At 73.0% G+C, this 18,551-nt stretch carries 18 protein-coding genes; 10 read left to right on the plus strand and 8 right to left on the minus strand.

Going from position 1 to position 18,551, the window contains the following annotated elements; translation table 11 throughout:
* Window positions 1–289: 289 nt before the first annotated feature.
* Together ACWFR1_RS23640 and ACWFR1_RS23645 are read right to left on the minus strand one after the other, a co-directional pair.
* A complete protein-coding gene (locus ACWFR1_RS23640) occupies window positions 290–1,201 on the minus strand; it encodes an SDR family oxidoreductase (RefSeq protein WP_453554222.1) in 912 nt (303 codons plus the stop codon).
* Window positions 1,202–1,279: 78 nt separating this feature from the next.
* On the minus strand, window positions 1,280–2,056 hold the full coding sequence (locus ACWFR1_RS23645) for an SDR family oxidoreductase (RefSeq protein WP_453554224.1): 777 nt from the start codon (window positions 2,054–2,056) through the stop codon (window positions 1,280–1,282).
* 78 nt (window positions 2,057–2,134) lie between these two features.
* Here ACWFR1_RS23645 and ACWFR1_RS23650 point away from each other — a divergent pair, with 78 nt between their 5' ends.
* The 4 genes from ACWFR1_RS23650 to ACWFR1_RS23665 are packed head-to-tail and all read left to right on the plus strand — an operon-like array spanning window position 2,135 to window position 5,620.
* Window positions 2,135–2,917: an enoyl-CoA hydratase family protein gene (locus tag ACWFR1_RS23650; protein WP_453554225.1), complete on the plus strand. Its 783-nt coding sequence runs from the start codon at window positions 2,135–2,137 to the stop codon at window positions 2,915–2,917.
* 14 nt (window positions 2,918–2,931) lie between these two features.
* Window positions 2,932–3,780 (plus strand): CoA transferase subunit A, encoded by an 849-nt coding sequence (locus ACWFR1_RS23655; RefSeq protein ID WP_453554350.1) that lies wholly within the window; start codon window positions 2,932–2,934, stop codon window positions 3,778–3,780.
* Window positions 3,777–4,556: a CoA-transferase subunit beta gene (locus ACWFR1_RS23660; RefSeq protein ID WP_453554227.1), complete on the plus strand. Its 780-nt coding sequence runs from the start codon at window positions 3,777–3,779 to the stop codon at window positions 4,554–4,556. The genes ACWFR1_RS23655 and ACWFR1_RS23660 overlap by 4 nt, the downstream gene beginning before the upstream one ends.
* A complete protein-coding gene (locus ACWFR1_RS23665) occupies window positions 4,553–5,620 on the plus strand; it encodes an NAD(P)H-dependent flavin oxidoreductase (RefSeq protein ID WP_453554229.1) in 1,068 nt (355 codons plus the stop codon). The genes ACWFR1_RS23660 and ACWFR1_RS23665 overlap by 4 nt, the downstream gene beginning before the upstream one ends.
* Before the next feature lie 72 nt (window positions 5,621–5,692).
* Here ACWFR1_RS23665 and ACWFR1_RS23670 read toward each other — a convergent pair whose 3' ends face one another.
* The 4 genes from ACWFR1_RS23670 to ACWFR1_RS23685 form a co-directional block, all read right to left on the minus strand.
* Window positions 5,693–6,850 (minus strand): acetyl-CoA C-acetyltransferase, encoded by a 1,158-nt coding sequence (locus ACWFR1_RS23670; protein ID WP_453554230.1) that lies wholly within the window; start codon window positions 6,848–6,850, stop codon window positions 5,693–5,695.
* Between the two features lie 99 nt (window positions 6,851–6,949).
* Complete coding sequence (locus tag ACWFR1_RS23675; protein ID WP_453554352.1) at window positions 6,950–7,537, minus strand: TetR/AcrR family transcriptional regulator; 588 nt, start codon at window positions 7,535–7,537, stop codon at window positions 6,950–6,952.
* Between the two features lie 13 nt (window positions 7,538–7,550).
* Window positions 7,551–8,339 carry an SDR family oxidoreductase gene (locus ACWFR1_RS23680; RefSeq protein ID WP_453554231.1) on the minus strand — a complete coding sequence of 263 codons (789 nt, stop codon included), beginning with the start codon at window positions 8,337–8,339 and terminating at the stop codon, window positions 7,551–7,553.
* Complete coding sequence (locus tag ACWFR1_RS23685; protein WP_453554233.1) at window positions 8,336–9,502, minus strand: acyl-CoA dehydrogenase family protein; 1,167 nt, start codon at window positions 9,500–9,502, stop codon at window positions 8,336–8,338. Before ACWFR1_RS23685 ends, ACWFR1_RS23680 begins: the two co-directional genes overlap by 4 nt.
* 45 nt (window positions 9,503–9,547) lie before the next feature.
* Here ACWFR1_RS23685 and ACWFR1_RS23690 point away from each other — a divergent pair, with 45 nt between their 5' ends.
* From ACWFR1_RS23690 to ACWFR1_RS23710, 5 genes are all read left to right on the plus strand, one after another.
* A complete protein-coding gene (locus ACWFR1_RS23690) occupies window positions 9,548–10,465 on the plus strand; it encodes an enoyl-CoA hydratase (RefSeq protein WP_453554234.1) in 918 nt (305 codons plus the stop codon).
* Between the two features lie 34 nt (window positions 10,466–10,499).
* A complete protein-coding gene (locus ACWFR1_RS23695) occupies window positions 10,500–11,669 on the plus strand; it encodes an acyl-CoA dehydrogenase family protein (RefSeq protein ID WP_453554236.1) in 1,170 nt (389 codons plus the stop codon).
* Window positions 11,669–12,661: an acyl-CoA dehydrogenase family protein gene (locus ACWFR1_RS23700; protein ID WP_453554354.1), complete on the plus strand. Its 993-nt coding sequence runs from the start codon at window positions 11,669–11,671 to the stop codon at window positions 12,659–12,661. The genes ACWFR1_RS23695 and ACWFR1_RS23700 overlap by 1 nt, the downstream gene beginning before the upstream one ends.
* 147 nt (window positions 12,662–12,808) lie before the next feature.
* The gene (locus ACWFR1_RS23705) at window positions 12,809–14,203 is read left to right on the plus strand and encodes an MFS transporter (protein WP_453554238.1); all 1,395 of its coding nucleotides are present in this window, start codon (window positions 12,809–12,811) and stop codon (window positions 14,201–14,203) included.
* Complete coding sequence (locus tag ACWFR1_RS23710; RefSeq protein WP_453554240.1) at window positions 14,200–15,285, plus strand: acyl-CoA dehydrogenase family protein; 1,086 nt, start codon at window positions 14,200–14,202, stop codon at window positions 15,283–15,285. Before ACWFR1_RS23705 ends, ACWFR1_RS23710 begins: the two co-directional genes overlap by 4 nt.
* A 10-nt stretch (window positions 15,286–15,295) precedes the next feature.
* Here ACWFR1_RS23710 and ACWFR1_RS23715 read toward each other — a convergent pair whose 3' ends face one another.
* Together ACWFR1_RS23715 and ACWFR1_RS23720 are read right to left on the minus strand one after the other, a co-directional pair.
* Window positions 15,296–16,489 carry an MFS transporter gene (locus ACWFR1_RS23715; RefSeq protein WP_453554241.1) on the minus strand — a complete coding sequence of 398 codons (1,194 nt, stop codon included), beginning with the start codon at window positions 16,487–16,489 and terminating at the stop codon, window positions 15,296–15,298.
* A gap of 105 nt (window positions 16,490–16,594) precedes the next feature.
* Window positions 16,595–17,698: a chitinase gene (locus tag ACWFR1_RS23720; RefSeq protein ID WP_453554243.1), complete on the minus strand. Its 1,104-nt coding sequence runs from the start codon at window positions 17,696–17,698 to the stop codon at window positions 16,595–16,597.
* A gap of 164 nt (window positions 17,699–17,862) precedes the next feature.
* Here ACWFR1_RS23720 and ACWFR1_RS23725 point away from each other — a divergent pair, with 164 nt between their 5' ends.
* Window positions 17,863–18,465: a HutD/Ves family protein gene (locus ACWFR1_RS23725; protein ID WP_453554245.1), complete on the plus strand. Its 603-nt coding sequence runs from the start codon at window positions 17,863–17,865 to the stop codon at window positions 18,463–18,465.
* Window positions 18,466–18,551 lie beyond the last annotated feature (86 nt).

Consider the following 18,551-nt stretch of genomic DNA (forward strand, 5'->3'; position numbering starts at 1 on the left):
GCCGCCGCGATCTGGCACAACCACAAGACCCGCCAGCCGGTCACACGATCACTGATCGCCTACGACCACTGATCATTCGGAATGACTCGTCTAGGCCGGTACGGATGAGCGCGGGGAGCGCCGTTTCCCGGTGAGCGGGAAAGGCCCCCCGGAGGGGGTGGAACGCGGGGCGGAAGGACCCGCAGGGGGCGGAACATGGCGCGAAGGGTCTGCCGAGAGAGCGGAACGCGCCGCGGGGTGGGCTCGTGGCCTGAGGCCGCGAGTCCGCCCCGCAGGGTGGGGAGATCGATCAGCGTGCCCCGTACACGGGCTGCGGGGGCTCCGCCTCGGCGAGGAGCTTCAGCGCCGTGTCGCCGGCCTCCGCGGGTGTCCAGCGGGCGCCCTTGTCGGCCGTGGGGCCGGGCCGCCAGCCCTCCATGACGGTGATCCGGCCGGCCTCGGCCTCGAAGACCCGTCCTGTCACTCCGGCGGAGGCGGCGGAGCCGAGCCAGACGACGAGGGGGGAGACGTTCTCGGGGGCCATGGCGTCGAAGGCGTCGCCCTCGGGGGCGGCCATCGTCTCGGCGAAGGTCCGCTCGGTCATCCGGGTGCGGGCGGCGGGGGCGATCGCATTGACCTGGACGCCGTAACGTCCCGCCTCGGCGGCGGCGACGAGGGTGAGGCCGACGATTCCGGCCTTGGCGGCGGCGTAGTTGCCCTGGCCTACGCTGCCGAGGAGACCGGCACCCGAGCTGGTGTTGATCACTCGCGCCTCGGGCGTCCGGCCGGCCTTGGCCTCGGCGCGCCAGTGCGCGGTGGCGTACTTGAGCGGCAGGAAGTGGCCCTTGAGGTGGACGCGCATGACGGCGTCCCACTCGTCCTCGTCCAGGTTGACCAGCATGCGGTCGCGCAGGAACCCGGCGTTGTTGACGAGCGTGTCGAGCCGGCCGAAGGCCTCAAGGGCGGTGGTGATCAGCGAGGCCGCGCCGTCGGCGGTGGCGATGTCGCCGCCGTGGGCGACGGCTTCCCCGCCCGCCGCCGTGATCTCGTCGACGACCTGCTGGGCGGGGCCCGCGCCTCCTCCGCTGCCGTCCGGGGCGACTCCGAGGTCGTTGACGACGACCTTGGCGCCCTCGGCGGCGAAGGCGAGCGCGTGCGCGCGGCCGAGGCCGCGGCCCGCCCCGGTGACGATGACGACGCGTCCGCTGCACAGTCCTGGCATGGTGTGTTCCTTTCGCTGAGCGATGAGGGATGAGCGATGAGGGATGAGCTTCGGGGTGGCTCGGGCCGTGAGCGACCGTCAGTGGTTGACGGTGGCGGCGTCGAGGAAGCCGGGGCGTTCCCCGCCGCCGTGGACGTGCAGGCTGGCGCCGCTGATGTAGGCGGCGCGGTCGGAGGCGAGGAAGACGCAGGCGTCGCCGATATCGGCGGGCTCGGCGAGCCTGCCGAGGGGGACGGTCCGGCCGACGGCGGCGACACCCTCCTCGTCCCCGTAGTGCAGGTGGGACAGTTCGGTGCGCACCATGCCGAGGACGACCGTGTTGACCCGGACCCGGGGTGCCCATTCCACGGCCATGGAGCGGGCGAGGTTGTCGAGTCCGGCCTTCGCGGCTCCGTAGGCCGCGCTCCCCGGTGACGGGCGGGTGCCGCTGACGCTGCCGATCATGACGATCGACCCTCCCCCGGCCTGGTGGCGCATCACCTCGTACGCGGCGAGGGAGGCGGTCAGCGGGGCGACGAGGTTCAGCTCGACGACGCGGGCCTGTCGCTCGGCCCCTCCCTCGTCGAGCATCCGGAACGGCGTTCCGCCGGCGTTGTTGACGAGGGTGTCGAGCCGTCCGTGGTCGTCGCGGACCCGCTCGAAGAATCCGGCGACCGCCGCCGGGTCGCGCAGGTCGACGGGGAGGAAGCGGGCCGTGCGCCCCGCCGCCCCGACGGGTGCGTCGGGTGGCCGTCGCGCGCAGGTCACGACCTCCGCACCGGCTTCCAGCAGGGCGCGGGTGATTCCCGCGCCGACACCCCGTGTGCCGCCGGTGACGACGGCGACGGATCCCGTCAGATCGATGATCGCTGCCAATGGGTACCTCCCGCAGCGCGCGAACCGCTGCTATCTTCCACCTAACAAACGTTAGGTGGAAAGGTAGCTGATCTGCTCATGGGTGTCTCCACCTCCGCCCCGGAAGAGGGCATCGCCGTCGTCACCGTGGACTTCCCCCCGGTCAACGCCCTTCCCGTACAGGGCTGGTACGACCTGGCCGCCGCGGTACGCGCCGCCGGCGCCGACCCCGAGGTGCGCTGCGTGGTGCTGGCCGCCGGGGGGCGCGGTTTCAACGCCGGCGTCGACATCAAGGAAATCCAGCGCACGAGCGGGCACGACGCCCTGCTCGGCGCGAACCGCGGCTGTTACGAGGCGTTCGCCGCCGTCTACGACTGCGAGGTGCCGGTGGTCGCCGCCGTCCACGGCTTCTGCCTGGGCGGCGGGATCGGTCTCGTCGGCAACGCCGACGTCGTCGTCGCCTCCGACGACGCGACCTTCGGCCTGCCCGAGCTGGACCGTGGCGCGCTCGGCGCGGCCACCCATCTCTCCCGGCTGGTCCCCCAGCATCTGATGCGGGCCCTGTACTACACCTCGCGCACCATCACCGCCCAGGAGCTGCTCGGGCACGGCTCGGTGTGGCGGGTCGTCCCGCGCGAAGGGCTGCGGAAGGAGGCCCTTGAGCTGGCCCGGGAGATCGCGGCCAAGGACGGGCAGCTGATCCGGCTCGCCAAGGCCGCGATCAACGGCATCGACCCGGTGGACGTCCACCGCAGCTACCGCTTCGAGCAGGGCTTCACCTTCGAGGCCAATCTCAGTGGTGTCGCCGACCGGGTCCGCGACACCTTCGGCACGGAGGCGGCGCACCCCACGCACAAGACGGTCAAGGAGGAGCAGTCGTGAGCAGGGACAAGACGATGACCGCCGAGGAGGTCGTCGGCCGCCTGGAGAGCGGGATGACGATCGGCATCGGCGGCTGGGGCTCGCGGCGCAAGCCGATGGCTCTGGTCCGGGCGCTGCTGCGTTCGGACCTCACCGATCTGACCGTCGTCTCCTACGGCGGCCCGGACGTCGGGCTGCTCGCCGCCGCCGGGAAGGTCCGCAAGCTGGTCGCCGCCTTCGCCACCCTGGATTCCGTCCCGCTGGAGCCGCACTTCGTGGCGGCCCGGCAGAACGGCGCGTTCGAGATGGTGGAGCTGGACGAGGCCATGGTCATGTGGGGGCTGACCGCCGCCGCGCAGCGTCTGCCCTTCATGCCCGTCCGGGCCGGGCTCGGCTCCGACCTGATGAGCGTCAACCCAGCGCTGCGTACGGTGACTTCGCCGTACGACGACCGTGAGGAGTTCGTCGCCGTGCCCGCGCTGCGCCTGGACGCCGCGCTGGTCCACCTCAACCGCGCCGACGCCCACGGCAACGGCCAGTACCTGGGCCCCGACCCGTACTTCGACGATCTGTTCTGCGAGGCCGCGGACGCCGCGTACGTCTCGTGCGAGCGGATCGTGGAGACCTCCGAGCTGCTGAAGGACTCGGGACCGCAGTCGCTGCTCGTGAAGCGCGCGTTCGTGAACGGTGTCGTCGAGACCCCGAACGGCGCGCACTTCACCTCCTGCGCGCCGGACTACGACCGCGACGAGACGTTCCAGCGCGCCTACGTCGCCGCCGCTCGCGATCCGGAGGCCTGGCGGGCCTTCACCGAGCGGTTCCTGTCCGGCGACGAGGACGCGTACCAGGCCGCGGTGGCGGCGTTCCACGAGGGGGAAGCATGAGCGGCAGCAGCACGACGGAAGCGACGAAGGCGACGAAGGCCGAGTACTGCGTGGTGGCGTGCGCCGAGGCCTGGCGGGACGCGGGCGAGATCCTGGCCTCCCCGATGGGCACCGTCCCGATGATCGGGGCCCGGCTCGCGCGGCTCACCTTCTCCCCCGACCTGCTCCTGACCGACGGCGAGGCGCTGCTCATCGGCGACGCACCGGCTCTCGGCGCACCGCCCCGAGTGGTGGAGGGCTGGCTGCCGTACCGCCAGCATTTGGCCCTCGTCAGCACCGGGCGGCGGCACGTGATGATGGGCGCGAGCCAGATCGACCGGTACGGCAACCAGAACATCAGCTGCATCGGCGACTGGGCGCGACCCAAGCGGCAGCTGCTCGGCGTCCGCGGCGCACCGGTCAACACCCTGAACAACCCGACGAGTTACTGGGTCCCCAAGCACTCGGCGCGGGTCTTCGTCGAGCGGGTCGACATGGTCTCCGGGGTCGGCTACGACCGCGCCGCCGCGGCCGGCCCCTCCGCGAGCCGCTACCACCGCGTCCCGGAGGTCGTCAGCGATCTGGGCGTCTTCGACTTCGACACCCCGGACCGGACCATGCGGCTGCGCTCGCTGCACCCCGGTGTCACCGTCGAGCAGGTCGCGGAGGCCACCGGGTTCGCGCTCACCGTTCCCGACGAGGTGCCGTACACCCGCGAGCCCACCGCCGAGGAACTGCGGCTGATCCGCGAGGAGATCGACCCGAAGGGGCTGCGCTACCGCGAGGTTCCCGCATGAGCGACGTCACGATCGCCACCCGCCTCACCGAGCTGGTCGGGGTGCGGCACCCCCTCGTCCAGACCGGCATGGGGTGGGTGGCCGGTCCCCGGCTGGTCTCGGCGACCGCCGCCGCGGGCGCGCTCGGGATCCTCGCGTCGGCGACCATGACCGTCGACCAGCTCCGCTCGGCGGTGCGCGAGGTCAGGTCGCGTACGGACGCGCCCTTCGGCGTGAACCTGCGCGCGGACGCCGGGGACGCGGGCGAGCGCGTGCAGATCATCATCGACGAGGGCGTACGGGTCGCCTCCTTCGCACTCGCCCCTTCGCGCGAGCTCATCGCGCGGCTCAAGGACGCGGGCGTCGTCGTGATCCCCTCCATCGGGGCCAAGCGGCATGCCGAGAAGGTCGCCGCGTGGGGCGCCGACGCGGTGCTCGTGCAGGGCGGCGAGGGCGGCGGTCACACCGGCAGCGTCGCCACCACGGTCCTGCTCCCGCAGATCGTGGACGCCGTGGACATCCCCGTGATCGCGGCCGGCGGCTTCCGCGACGGGCGCGGGCTCGTCGCGGCGCTCGCCCACGGCGCGGCCGGGGTCGCCATGGGCACCCGCTTCCTGCTCACCTCCGACTCGACAGTGCCGGACGCGGTGAAGGCCCGCTATCTGGCCGCCGCGGTCCAGGACGTCACCGTCACCACCGCCGTCGACGGTCTGCCGCACCGCATGCTGCGCACGGAGCTCGTCGACGCGCTGGAGCGCTCGGGCCGGGCCGCCTCGCTGCTGCGGGCGGTCCGGCACGCCGCCGCCTTCCGCCGTGAGACGGAGACGAGCTGGGCGCGGATGATCCGGGACGGTCTGGCGATGAAGCACGGCAAGGAGATGACCTGGAGCCAGATCCTGCTGGCGGCCAACACCCCGATGCTGCTCAAGGCCTCGATGGTGGAGGGCCGGACGGATCTCGGGGTGATGGCCTCCGGTCAGGTCGCGGGGCTCATCGACGATCTGCCGTCGTGTGCCGAGCTCGTCGACCGGATCATGGCGGAGGCGCGGGCGACGCTGGAGTCGCTGCCGCGCGCCACCGGCTGAGGTTCGGACCGCAGGAACATGCCCGCCGGGGTGGCGTCACCCCGGCGGGCATGTTCCTGTGGCGGCCGTCGTTCAGAGGCGCTCGATGATGGTGACGTTGGCCTGGCCGCCGCCCTCGCACATCGTCTGCAGGCCGTAGCGGCCGCCGGTGCGCTCCAGCTCGTGCAGCAGGGTGGTCGTCAGCTTGGTGCCGGTCGCGCCGAGCGGGTGGCCGAGGGCGATGGCCCCGCCGTTGACGTTGACCTTGTCCGGGTCGGCGCCGGTCTCCTTCAGCCAGGCGAGGACGACCGAGGCGAAGGCCTCGTTGATCTCCACCAGGTCGATGTCGTCGAGCGTCATCCCGGCCTTCTTGAGCGCGTACGCCGTGGCCGGGATCGGCGCGGAGAGCATGCGGATCGGATCCTCGCCCCGGACGGAGAGGTGGTGGACGCGGGCGCGGGGCGTCAGGCCGTGCTCCCGTACGGCCCGCTCCGAGGCGATCAGCATCGCCGAGGCGCCGTCGGAGACCTGCGAGGAGACCGCGGCGGTCAGCCGGCCGCCCTCGACAACCGGGTTCAGGCCCGCCATCTTCTCCAGGGTGGTGTCGCGGCGGGGGCCCTCGTCGGTGGTCACGTCGCCGTACGGCACGATCTCCCGTGCGAAGCGGCCCTCGTCGATGGCGCGGGCGGCCCGCTGGTGCGAGCGCAGGGCGAACTCCTCCATGTCCCGGCGGGAGATGCCCCACTTCGTGGCGATGAGCTCGGCGCCGTGGAACTGGTTGACGGGCTGGTCGCCGTAGCGGGCACGCCAGCCCTCGGAGCCGATGTACGGACCGTCGGTCAGGCCGAGCGGCGCGGCGGCCTGGCGGCTGGCGAAGGCGATGGGGACGAGGGACATGTTCTGCACGCCGCCCGCGACCACCAGGTCCTGGGTACCGGACAGGACTCCCTGCGCGGCGAAGTGCAGGGCCTGCTGGGAGGATCCGCACTGCCGGTCGACGGTCACACCGGGCACCTCCTCCGGCAGGCCCGCGGCCAGCCAGGCGGTGCGGGCGATGTCGCCGGCCTGCGGGCCGACGGTGTCGAGGCAGCCGAAGACGACGTCCTCGACGGCGGCGGGGTCGGCGCCCGCGCGCTCCATCAGCGCCTTCAGCACGTGGGCGCCGAGGTCGGCGGGGTGGACGGCGGCGAGCCCGCCGTTCCGCCTGCCGACGGGGGTGCGGACCGCTTCGATGATGTATGCCTCGGCCATGGCCGCTCCTCTTTCCTGTCTCACGAACGTCGATCACGCCACGCCACGCCACGTCGCGTGACGTGGACGTGGACGTGGGTCATGTCTTGTCATGGCATGTCATGTACGGAGTGCGACGCCCTCGAGGACCATGGACTGGTACTGGCGGGCGATCTCCTCCGGGCTGTGCTGCCCCCCGGGCCGGTACCAGGACGCGGCGACCCAGACGGTGTCGCGCACGAAGCGGTACGTCAGCCGGACGTCGAGGTCGGCGCGGAACACCCCGGCCGCGACCCCGCGCTCCAGCGTGCCGAGCCAGGCCCTCTCGAACTGCTGTTGCGAGTCGTCGAGGTAGCCGAAGCGCGGTTGCTCCCGCAGGTGCCGGGACTCCCGCTGGTAGATGGCGACGGCGGCGCGGTGCCGGTCGATCTCGCGGAAGGACTCGGTGACGAGGGCCTCGATGGTCTCCCTGGGGCCGAGGCCGGAGGCGAGTACGGCGTCGTACCTCGCCCAGAGCTCGTTCAGGAAGCCGGAGAGGATCTCGTCGAGCATCGACTCCTTGGAGTCGAAGTGGTAGTAGAGGCTGCCGGCGAGGATGCCCGCCGCGTCCGCGATCTTGCGGACGGTGGTGGCGTCGTACCCCTGGGCGGCGAAGACCTCGGCGGCGGTGGCGAGGAGTTCGTCGCGCCGCTCGGGCGCCGGGCTCACCACGGTCGACGGCTCACGGGTGCTGGCTGCTGACCGAGAGGACCTCCCCGGTCAGGTACGAGGAGTACCCGCTGGCGAGGAACACGATGACGTTGGCCACTTCCCACGGCTCGGCGTACCGCCCGAACGCCTCGCGTGCGGTCAGTTCCGCCAGGAGCTCGGGGGTGGTGACCTTCGCGAGGTGCGGGTGCATGGCCAGGCTCGGCGAGACGGCGTTGACCCGTACCCCGTACGCGGCGGCCTCCAGGGCGGCGCAGCGGGTGAGCGCCATGACGCCGGCCTTGGCCGCGGCGTAGTGGGCCTGGCCCTTCTGGGCCCGCCAGCCGACCACCGAGGCGTTGTTGACGACGACGCCTCCCGTGCCCGCGGCCTTCAGGCGGCGCAGTGCGGCGCGGGTGCAGCGGAAGGTGCCGTTGAGGGTGACGTCGAGGACCTTGTCCCACTGCTCGTCGGTCATGTCGACGAGGTCGGCGGTGCCGCCGAGGCCGGCGTTGTTGACGAGGATGTCGAGGCGGCCGTGGCGCTCCTCGGCGAGGTCGAGGAGGGCGGCGACCTGCGCCTCGTCGGTGACGTCGCAGGGCAGGGCGGCGACGCGGTCGGCGCCGAACTCCGCGGCCAGTTCGGCCTCGGACTCCTTGAGCCGACGGGCGTGGGCGTCCGAGAGGACGACCCGTGCGCCTTCCTCCAGGAGCCGCCTGGCGGTGGCGCCGCCGATGCCGGCGCCGGCCGCGGCGGTCACGACGGCGCTCCGGTCGGCCAGCAGCCCGTGCCCAGGGACGTAGGGGGGTGGTGTGCGGGTCACGGGCGGACCTCCTTGGGCAGGCCGAGGACGCGCTCGGCGATGATGTTCCGCTGGATCTCGTTGGATCCGGCGTAGATGGTGTCGGAGCGGGAGAAGAGGTAGAGCCGCTGCCAGTCGGTGAGGTCGTACGGTTCGCCGGCGGCCAGCATGCCGCCGGCTCCGCAGACGTCCATGGCGAGTTCGCCGAGCTCCCGGTGCCAGGTGGCCCAGAAGATCTTCCCGATGGACGCCTCGGGGCCGGGGGCTCCGGCCGCGACGCCGCCGAGCATGCGCAGGGCGTTGAACCGGATGGTCTCCAGGCCGATCCAGGCCCGGGCGAGGCGGTCGCGGATCAGCGGGTCGGCGGCCGCGCCGTTGCCCCGGGCCAGTTCGGTGACGGCCTCCAGCTCGCGGCGGAAGCCGACCTGCTGGCCGAGGGTGGAGACGCCCCGCTCGAAGCCGAGGGTGGCCATGGCCACCTTCCAGCCCTCACCCGGGGCGCCGACGACGTTCGCCGCGTCGGTCCTGGCTCCGTCGAAGAACACCTCGTTGAACTCCGAGGTGCCGGTGAGCTGGACGATGGGCCGGATGTCGACGCCGGGCCGGCGCAGGGGGACGAGCAGGTAGGACAGGCCCTGATGGCGGACCGATCCGGGCTCGGTGCGGGCGACGACGAAGCACCAGTCGGACTCGTGCGCCTGCGACGTCCAGATCTTCTGGCCGGTGACCACCCAGTCCGCGCCGTCCCGCTCGGCGCGGGTCCGGACGTTCGCCAGGTCCGATCCGGCGTCCGGCTCGCTGTAACCCTGGCACCACAGTTCCTCGACGGCGACGATCGGCGGGAGGAAGCGCTCGCGCTGCTCGGGCGTGCCGAAGGCGATGAGGGTGGGTCCGAGCAGCTGTTCGCCGATGTGGCCGACGCGCGCGGGGGCGTCGGCGAGGGCGTACTCCTCGTGGAAGGCGACCTGCTGTTCGAGGGTCGCGCCCCGTCCGCCGTACTCCTTCGGCCAGCCGACGCAGGTCCAGCCCTCGGCGGCCATGTGCCGCTCCCAGGCGAGGCGTTCGGCATGCGCCTCGTGCTCCCGACCGGGGCCTCCGCGCCCGCGCAGGGCGGCGAACTCGCCGGTGAGGTGGGTGCGCAGCCAGCTGCGGAACTCTGCGCGGAACTCCTCGACGTTGCTCATGGCCGTACGTTAACCTACCAAACACTTGTTAGGGAAGGAGGGCGAATGTCTGCTGCCCGCACCGCATCCACGTCCGCATCCACGTCCGCATCCACGGCCACGTCCACGTCCACGGCCACGGCCACGTCCACCACGCCTGTCCGGTACGAACGCGTCGGCCCCGTCGCCGTCGTCACCATGGACCGGCCCGACTACCGCAACGCCCAGAACTCCGCGATGACGTACGCCCTGGACGAGGCGTTCTACCGCGCGGCCGACGACAGCGAGGTCAAGGTCGTCGTGCTCGCCGGGGCGGGGAAGCACTTCTCCGCCGGGCACGACATCGGCACCCCTGAGCGTGACGCGCACCTGCCGTTCGAGCGCAGGGCGGGGCTCTGGTGGGACCACTCGGACAAGGAGGGCGCGGAGAGCCGGTTCGCGCGGGAGTCCGAGGTCTATCTGGGCATGTGCCGGCGCTGGCGCGAACTGCCCAAGCCCATGGTCGCGTCGGTCCAGGGCGCCTGCGTCGCGGGCGGCCTGATGCTCGCCTGGGTGTGCGACCTGATCGTCGCCTCCGAGGACGCCTTCTTCGCCGACCCGGTCGTCCGCATGGGCATCCCCGGCGTCGAGTACTTCGCCCACCCGTGGGTGATGCCCCCGCGCGTCGCGAAGGAGTTCCTCTTCACCGGCGACCGGATGAGCGCCCTTCGCGCCTACGAGGTCGGCATGGTCAACCGTGTCGTACCGCGCGAGGAACTGACCGACCGGACCATGGAGTTGGCCGGCAGGATCGCCGAGATGCCGCGCATGGGCCTCGCCCTGACCAAGCGCGCGGTCAACCAGGCCGAGGACCTCCAGGGCATGCACACCGGTATGGACTCGGTGTTCGGGCTGCACCACCTCGCGCACGCGCACAACGCCGAGACCGCGCCCGACTCCCTGGGCGGCATGGACATCCGGGCGATGAAGGCGGCGGGAGCCTGATGGACCACGACCTCACCACGGCGGAGGACGCCTGATGGACCTCGACTTCACCACGGCGGAGGACGCCTTCCGGGCCGAGGCCCGCGCCTGGCTCACCGCCCACGTACCCACGGCTCCCCTGCCCTCCCTGGAGACGGAGCACGGCTTCGCCGCCCACCGGGCATGGGAAGGGACCCTCTTCGCGGACCGCTGGTCGGTTGTCTCCTGGCCCGAGCAGTACGGGGGCAGGGGCGCGTCCGTCCTCCGGTGGCTGATCTTCGAGGAGGAGTACTTCGCGGCGGGGGCGCCCGGCCGCGTCAGCCAGAACGGCATCAACCTCCTCGCCCCCACCCTCTTCGAGCACGGCACCGACGAGCAGCGCGCCCGGATCCTCCCCTCCATGGCCTCCGGCGAGGTCATCTGGGCCCAGGCCTGGTCCGAACCGGAGTCCGGCTCCGACCTCGCGAGCCTGCGCTCCACCGCCGTCCGCACGGAGGGCGGCTGGCTCCTGAGCGGCCAGAAGACCTGGTCGTCGCGGGCGGCCTTCGCCGACCGCGCCTTCGGCCTCTTCCGCAGCGACCCGGAAGCGGCGAAGCCGCACCAGGGCCTCACGTATCTGATGTTCCCGCTGGCCGCGGACGGGGTGACCGTACGGCCCATCGGGCGGCTCGACGGCAAGCCCGCCTTCGCCGAACTCTTCCTCGACGAGGTCTTCGTGCCCGACGAGGACGTGATCGGCGCGCCCGGGCAGGGCTGGCGGGTCGCCATGAGCACGGCGGGCAACGAGCGGGGGCTCACGCTGCGCAGCCCCGGCCGATTCACGGCCGCCGCCTCACGCCTCACCGAGCTGTGGCGGGAGGGCGCCGACCCGTCGGACACCGCCCTGCGCGACCGGGTCGCCGACGCGGTCATCGGTGCGCGCGCCTACCGGCTGTTCACCTACGCCAATGCCTCACGCCTCGCCGCGGGAGAGTCGATCGGCGCCGAGTCCAGCCTCAACAAGGTCTTCTGGTCCGAGCTGGACATCGCGCTCCACGAGACCGCCCTCGACCTGCTCGGCCCGTACGGCGAGCTGTCCGACGAAGCCACGGAGGCCCCTGCCCACGGCAGTTGGGCCGAGGGCCACACCTTCTCCCTCGCCGGGCCGATCTACGCCGGCACCAACGAGATCCAGCGCGACATCATCGCCGAGCGGCTGCTCGGCCTGCCGAAGGGACGCCGGTGATGCGGTTCCTCCTCGACGACGAGCAGCGGGAGTTCGCCCGTTCGCTGGACGCCATGCTCACGGCGTCCGACACCCCGGGAGCGGTACGGGCCTGGGCCGCCGGTGACAGCGGGCCGGGCCGCGCGCTCTGGTCCCGGCTCGCGGACGCGGGGGTCTTCGCCCTCGCCGTCCCCGAGCCGCACGAGGGACTCGGCCCGCTGCCGGTCGAACTGGTCGTTTCCTTCACCGAGTTGGGCCGCCACGCCGTCCCCGGTCCGCTCGTCGAGACGGTCGCCGCGGCCGCGCTCCTCGACCGCCTCGGCGATCACGAGACGGCGGCGGCGTGGCTGCCGCGCATCGCCTCCGGCAAGGCGGTCGTCTCCCTGTGCGCACCGGCCGCCGGCGGCCCGTACGCCCTGGACCCGGACGCGGCCGACGCCGTACTCGTCGTGGAGGGCGACACCCTGCGCCTGACGGAGAGCTCCGGGCCCGTCCAGCCGTCCGCCGACCCCGCGCGCCGGCTGGCCCGGCCCCTCGGCGGCAGCGTCCTGGCCAGGGGGCCCGAGGTGGCCGCCGCCGCCGCGCACGCCGCCGACGTGGCGGCCCTGGTCACCGCGGCCCAGGCCCTGGGCGTCGGCCGCGCGCTGCTCGACCGGACCGTGACGTACGTCAAGCAGCGCACCCAGTTCGGGGTCGCCATCGGCTCGTTCCAGGCGGTGAAGCACCGCCTGGCCGACACGCTCGTCGCCCTGGAGTTCGCCCGGCCCCTGCTCCACTCGGCGGCGCTGGCCCTGGCCGGGCAGGACGTCGCGGAGGCCGGGCGCGCGATCGCCGCGGCGAAGGTCACGGCGGGCGACGCCGCGTACACCGCCGCCCGCGCGGCCCTGCAACTGCACGGCGCCGTCGGCTACACGGACGAGCTGGACCTGTCCCTGTGGATCCGCAAGGCACGTCCCCTGCGCGAGGCCTGGGGCACGCCCTCCGCCTGCCGCGCCCGCGTGCTCGCCCTCTGACGCCACCGGCTCGCTCGCCCGGACCACCCGACCGGGAGAGCGAGCCGCGGACGGGCCGCACGACACCGGACCGCTCACCGCTCGCCACGCATCACGCCGTACATCGCTCACCGATCCCCCGCTTCCCCACCGCACCCGGGAGCCCCCATGTCCTCCGCACCGTCTCCGCACACCCCCGAGAGACCTTCGGACCCCGCGCTGCTGCGCAGGGTGGCCCTGTCGAGTCTGCTCGGCACCGTCATCGAGTACTACGACTTCCTGCTGTACGGCACGATGGCCGCGCTCGTCTTCGGCCCGCTGTTCTTCCCTGACTCCGATCCCACGGTCGCCACCGTCGCCGCCTTCGGGACGCTGGCCGCCGGCTATGTGGCGCGGCCGCTCGGCGGGGCCGTCTTCGGTCACTTCGGCGACCGGCTCGGCCGCAAGTCCATGCTCGTCCTGACGATGGTCCTCATGGGGGTGGCGAGTCTCCTGATCGGGCTGCTGCCGACGTACGACACCATCGGTGTCGCGGCGCCCGTCCTCCTCGTGCTCCTCCGCGTCGTCCAGGGCCTCGCGATCGGCGGCGAGTGGGCCGGCGCGACGCTCATGGTCGTCGAGCACGCCGACCCGCGCCGCCGCGGCCTGTGGAGCGGGGTGATGCAGATGGGGTCCCCGATCGGCTTCCTCCTCTCGACGGTCGCCGTCACCCTGACCACCCTGCTCCCCCGCGAGTCCTTCCACTCCTGGGGCTGGCGCGTCCCGTTCCTCTTCAGCGCGGTGCTCCTCGCCATCGGCCTGTACGTGCGCGTCAGCATCACGGAGAGCCCGCTGTTCCGGCAGGCGGCGCGGGCGGACGAGGCGGTCAAGGAGCCCGGCGTGCCGCTGGCGCAGGTGCTGCGGAGGCCGCGGAACCTCGTGCTCGCGTGTGCCGTGGGCATCGGTCCCTTCGCCCTGACGGCGCTGATCAGCACGTACATGCTCACTTACGCGACGAGCATCGGGTACGCCACCTCCGAGGTGATGACGGGCCTGGTCTTCACGTCGGTCGCGGGTCTGGTGACCATTCCGCTGTTCTCCGCGCTCTCCGACCGCGTGGGCCGCCGGGCCGTCGTCCTCGGCGGCGCGACGGGCGTCGTCCTGCTCGCCTTCCCGGTCTACGCCCTCGTCGACGCCAGGTCCCCCGCCCTGCTCGTCCTCGGCATGGTCGTCGGCCAGGTGGTGCAGTCCGCGATGTACGCGCCGCTGGGCCCGCTGCTCTCCGAGATGTTCGGCACCCGGGTCCGCTACACCGGTGCCTCCCTCGGCTACCAGCTCGCCGCGCTGATCGGCGGCGGCTTCACCCCGCTGTTCGCGAGCAGCCTGCTTGCCGGGCCGGGCGACGCGCGGAGCGCTCCCCTCGCGGTGCTCGCGCTCGTCTGCGGGCTCGTGACGGCGCTGGCCATCTGGCGCACCGCCGAGACCCGGGGCCGGGACCTCTCGGCGGAGGACCCGGCGGCGAGCCCCGCCCCCTCCGCCGCATCACGTCGTGTCGAGCCGTACGGAAAGGAGCAGAGCGCATGAGGCTGACAGAGGAACAGGAAGAACTGCGGTCCGCAGTACGGGGGCTGCTCGGCCGCCATGCGGGGGACGCGGCCTGGCGGCCGCTGACCGAGCAGATCGGCGTCGCGGGGCTCGCCGTTCCGGAGGAGTACGGCGGCGCGGGCTGCGGGGCGCGCGAGGTCCATGTGGTGATGGAGGAGCTGGGGCGGGAGCTGAGCCCCGTCCCGTACCTCGGCTCCGCCGTGCTCGTGGTGCAGGCCCTGCTCGCCTCGGGCGACACGGCGGCGTGCGCGGAGCTGCTGCCCGGGCTCGCGTCGGGTGCCGTGGTGGGGGCCCTGGCCTGGGCCGAGGACGGCTCCTGGGACCCGGCGGCCGTACGGGCCGAGGCCGCCCCGGGGCCCGACGGGGGCTGGCGGATCACCGGCGTCAAGGAGCATGTCCTCGACGGCGCCGGAGCGGACCTGCTGCTCGTGGCCGCCCGGACGGGAGCGGGCGTCTCGCTCTTCGAGGTGTCCGGGGACGGATCGGGGGTGGACCGCACGCCGGCGGTGACGATGGACGCGACGCGCGGTCAGGCGCGTCTGGCCATCGCCGGGGCGGAGGGGCGGCTGATCGGGGCGGAGGGCGACGGCGAGCGGGTGCTGCGGCACGTCCTCGACCTCGCCTGCGTGGCGCTCGCCGCCGAGCAGGTCGGCGCCGCCTCGCGCTGCCTCGAACTCACCGTCGCCTATGCCGGGGAGCGCGTGCAGTTCGGCCGGCCCATCGGTTCCTTCCAGGCCGTGAAGCACCGGCTCGCGGACGCGTACGTCCTGGTGGAGTCGGCGCGCTCGGTCGCGCTCGGGGCCGCGTTCGCGGCGGCCGAGGGGACGCCGGGGTCGGCACGCTACGCGGCCGCCGCCAAGTCCGCCTGCTCGGAGGCGTTCTCGGCGGTGGCGGGCGAGATGATCCAGCTGCACGGCGGCATCGGCATCACCTGGGAGCACGACGCCCATCGCTATTTCAAGCGCGCCCACGGCTCGTCCCAGCTCTTCGGCCCGCCGGCCTGGCACCGCACCCGCCTGGCGGCCGACCTGGGCCTGGGCGCGGCCACGGCGCCACGGTGACCGCGAGCGGTCAGGGGGTCCTCGCCCGTACCGGCCGTCGGACCAGGTAGGCGGCGGCCGACGCGACGAGCAGCAGCATGCAGGCGATGAAGACCAGTCCCGCCCCTTCGAGTCCGAGCGGATCGGCCAGGAGCCCCACGCCGATCACGGGGATCGAGATGCCCGTGTACGCCACCACGAACAGGGTCGAGATCACCGCGGCGCGCCGGTCCGCCGGCGCGGCCGCGGCGACGGAGGACAGGCCGGCGCGGAAGGCGAGGCCCTGTCCGACGCCACCCACCACCGCCGACAGGACGACGAGCACCAGGAGGTCCGTGTACAGGGCCCCCGCGAGCAGGGCCAGGCCGGCGAAGAGCACGGCGCAGCCCAGGGGCAGTGAGCGCGCCACCCCGACGCGGTCCACGGCGAGCTGTCCTGCCGTCGAGGCGAAGAAGGCCAGGGCCACGACCAGGCCGCTCACGGCGTGGTTGTCCACGTGCAGGAAGCGGGCGAGGAAGGCGGGGCTCACCGAGGTGAACACGCCGAAGAGGGCGAAGCCCACGAAGGACGCGATCGCCGCCGGGACGAACACCGCTCTCACCTGCGCGGGGAGCGCGGGCCGCTGCGGCCGTACGGCGGTGAGGGGCCGGCGCTCCCGTACGGTCTCGGGGAGCCACAGCAGGACGAGGACGCCGAGGAGCACGAGGGCGAGGTGCACGGCGAACGGCAGGAGCAGCGGCTCGGGGGCGTACTCGGCGAGCAGGCCCGCGAGCAGCGGGCCGCAGCCGAGCCCTCCCATGTTGGCGGCGGTCGCCACGAACGTCGCACGGGAGCCGCCGCCGCGCGGGGCCAGCTCCATGACGTAGGCGGTGGCGGCACCGGTGAACAGGCCGGCCGACAGACCGGACAGCAGCCGGCCGGCGTACAGCCAGTCCACGCTGCTGGCGCAGAGGAAGCAGACGGCGCTGGCCGCCGAGAATCCCAGGCCCCAGAGCAGCGTCGGCCGTCGGCCGATCGTGTCCGAGGCGTTGCCCGCAAGGAGCAGGACGCCGATGACCCCGAAGGCGTACACGGCGTAGACGACGGTCACCGTCAGCTCGGAGAACCCGAACTTCTCCTGGTACAGGGGGTAGAGCGGCGTCGGCAGTGTGGTGCCGGCCATGCACACGACGAACACGGCCCCGGCGAGGAGACACCGGAGCCAGCCCTGACGTTCACCTTCCATGGCGCCGACCGTAACCCCGGGGCCGTCGCGACACCGGCACGACCTGCGGAAACCGCGACGGCGTCACCCGGGCCGCGGCCCGGGGCGGGCCGGGTGATGCTGCCGTTATCGGCCCTGGAGGGCCTTGACGTTGTCGCCGAAGGTCCAGTTCTTCGACCCGTCCCAGTTCGCCGACCAGGTCATCAGGCCCTTGAGCGCGCCGCCGTAGTGGTTCCAGGCCTGGGCGACGGTCAACGGTGCCATGTGGCCGCCGCCCGCGCCCGGCTGGGCGGGGAGGCCGGGCACCTGCTTGTCGTACGGCACGCGGATCGTCGTGCCCTGGATGACGAGGCCGCGGTTCAGGCAGTCGGTCTGCGCGACGAACCCGGCGACGGTTCCGGCGGCGTACGAGTCGCCCGAGCACCCGTACATGCTGCCGTTGTAGTACTGCATGTTGAGCCACCACAGGCGCCCGTTGTGGGCGTACTTCTTGATGATCGGCAGGTACGCGCCCCAGATCGACCCGTAGGCCACGCTGCCGCCGGTGACGTACGCGGTCTCCGGCGCCATCGTCAGTCCGAAGCCGGCGGGCATGCGGGCGAGGACTCCGTCGATGATGTGCACGAGGTTGGCCTGCGACGCGGAGAGCGTGCCGATGGCGCCGCTGCCGACCAGGCCGGTCTCGATGTCGATGTCGATCCCGTCGAAGTTGTACTTCTGCAGGAGGGGCACGACCGTCGCGACGAAGCGGTCGGCGACGGCGCGCGAGCTCAGGTCGATGCCGGCGGCGGCGCCGCCGATCGACATCAGGACGGTCGCACCGGCCGCCTTGGCGCGGCACATCTCCGCGGGGGTGGCCACCCGGACGGTGTTGTCCATGCCGTCCTCCCACAGCACCGTCCCGTCCGAACGGATCACGGGGAAGGCGGCGTTGATGACGTTGTAGCCGTAGGCCGCGAAGCGCGGGTCGTCGATGGGCGCCCAGCCGAAGGGCGGGTGGACGCCGTTGGCCGCGCCGTCCCAGTTCTCCCAGTACCCCTGGAGCACCTTCCCGGCGGGCTTCGGCTTGGGGGCACAGGTGTCCGCGGCGGCGGGAGCGGGGGCGGAGACGGTGGTCCGTGCCGCGGGCCGCGCGCTGTCGGCGGCGGCGGGAGCGGGGGCGGCGAGGGCGGCTGCGAGGAGGGTGACGAGCCCCGCTCCGAGGACGCGGGGGATCCGAGGGGCTGGCATGCGTGCTCCTTGGGACGTGGGGGGGGTGGTCCTAGGCATGGCGCGCGCTTCAGGAGACCGTAGGTTGGTCCAGACCTTTCGTCAACCATCCGTACAGGCAGGGCGGCCCCTTCGCCTCGCCGTATGATCCACACCCTTGCCGGACGCGGATCAGGAGTCCTCCCATGCACCACTTCGATGTCGAGACCCTGGCGGCGGGCCGGTGGCGCAACGACGGGGGCGCGACCAGGCAGATCGCCTCGCGGCCGGTGGGCGGCGAGGAGTTCGGGTGGCGGGCGAGCATCGCCGACATCGACCGGGACGGGCCGTTCTCCGCGTTCCCGGGTGTCGACCGGACACTCACCCTGCTGTCGGGCGACGGCGTACGGCTGACCTGCCCGGGGGTGTTCGACCGGCTCCTCGCGCACGTGGGCGAGCCGTTCGCGTTCTCCGGCGACCTCGCACTCGCCGCCGAACTGCCGGGCGGCGCCTGCCGGGTGCTCAACATCATGGTGCGGCGCGGACACTCGACGGCCCGGGTCGAACGGGTCACCGGACCGGTCGAGCCGGCCGCCGGGCACGCCGGAGTCCTCTACGTCCTCGGCGGACGCTGGCAGGCGGGCACGGACGGGCCCGTCCTCACGCCCGGCCAGGGTGTGTGGTGGGACGCGGACGAGCACGCGCCGGGCGGCGGAGCGGCCGTACCGCTCTCCCCCGACGCCACCGCCCTGTGGGCGGATGTCGCACCGGCGGGTGTCACACCGGCAGGTGTCACACCGGCGCAGTGACCCCGGAGCCGCCGGACGCGACCTTCGACGGTCGCGGGTCACCCACCCATGCCAGACAAGGTCGAGATGCGACCGTGTCGCGCCCA

The organism is Streptomyces sp. NPDC055103 (assembly GCF_053607625.1).

Coding starts and splice junctions, on each gene's coding strand:
- ACWFR1_RS23685 (WP_453554233.1), bottom strand. CDS start 9,502: ATGAGCAACGTCGAGGAGTTCCGCGCAGAGTTCCGCAGCTGGCTGCGC.
- ACWFR1_RS23710 (WP_453554240.1), top strand. CDS start 14,200: ATGAGGCTGACAGAGGAACAGGAAGAACTGCGGTCCGCAGTACGGGGG.
- ACWFR1_RS23695 (WP_453554236.1), top strand. CDS start 10,500: ATGGACCTCGACTTCACCACGGCGGAGGACGCCTTCCGGGCCGAGGCC.
- ACWFR1_RS23665 (WP_453554229.1), top strand. CDS start 4,553: ATGAGCGACGTCACGATCGCCACCCGCCTCACCGAGCTGGTCGGGGTG.
- ACWFR1_RS23655 (WP_453554350.1), top strand. CDS start 2,932: ATGACCGCCGAGGAGGTCGTCGGCCGCCTGGAGAGCGGGATGACGATC.
- ACWFR1_RS23700 (WP_453554354.1), top strand. CDS start 11,669: ATGCGGTTCCTCCTCGACGACGAGCAGCGGGAGTTCGCCCGTTCGCTG.
- ACWFR1_RS23725 (WP_453554245.1), top strand. CDS start 17,863: ATGCACCACTTCGATGTCGAGACCCTGGCGGCGGGCCGGTGGCGCAAC.
- ACWFR1_RS23705 (WP_453554238.1), top strand. CDS start 12,809: ATGTCCTCCGCACCGTCTCCGCACACCCCCGAGAGACCTTCGGACCCC.
- ACWFR1_RS23650 (WP_453554225.1), top strand. CDS start 2,135: ATGGGTGTCTCCACCTCCGCCCCGGAAGAGGGCATCGCCGTCGTCACC.
- ACWFR1_RS23715 (WP_453554241.1), bottom strand. CDS start 16,489: ATGGAAGGTGAACGTCAGGGCTGGCTCCGGTGTCTCCTCGCCGGGGCC.
- ACWFR1_RS23670 (WP_453554230.1), bottom strand. CDS start 6,850: ATGGCCGAGGCATACATCATCGAAGCGGTCCGCACCCCCGTCGGCAGG.
- ACWFR1_RS23660 (WP_453554227.1), top strand. CDS start 3,777: ATGAGCGGCAGCAGCACGACGGAAGCGACGAAGGCGACGAAGGCCGAG.
- ACWFR1_RS23640 (WP_453554222.1), bottom strand. CDS start 1,201: ATGCCAGGACTGTGCAGCGGACGCGTCGTCATCGTCACCGGGGCGGGC.
- ACWFR1_RS23720 (WP_453554243.1), bottom strand. CDS start 17,698: ATGCCAGCCCCTCGGATCCCCCGCGTCCTCGGAGCGGGGCTCGTCACC.
- ACWFR1_RS23690 (WP_453554234.1), top strand. CDS start 9,548: ATGTCTGCTGCCCGCACCGCATCCACGTCCGCATCCACGTCCGCATCC.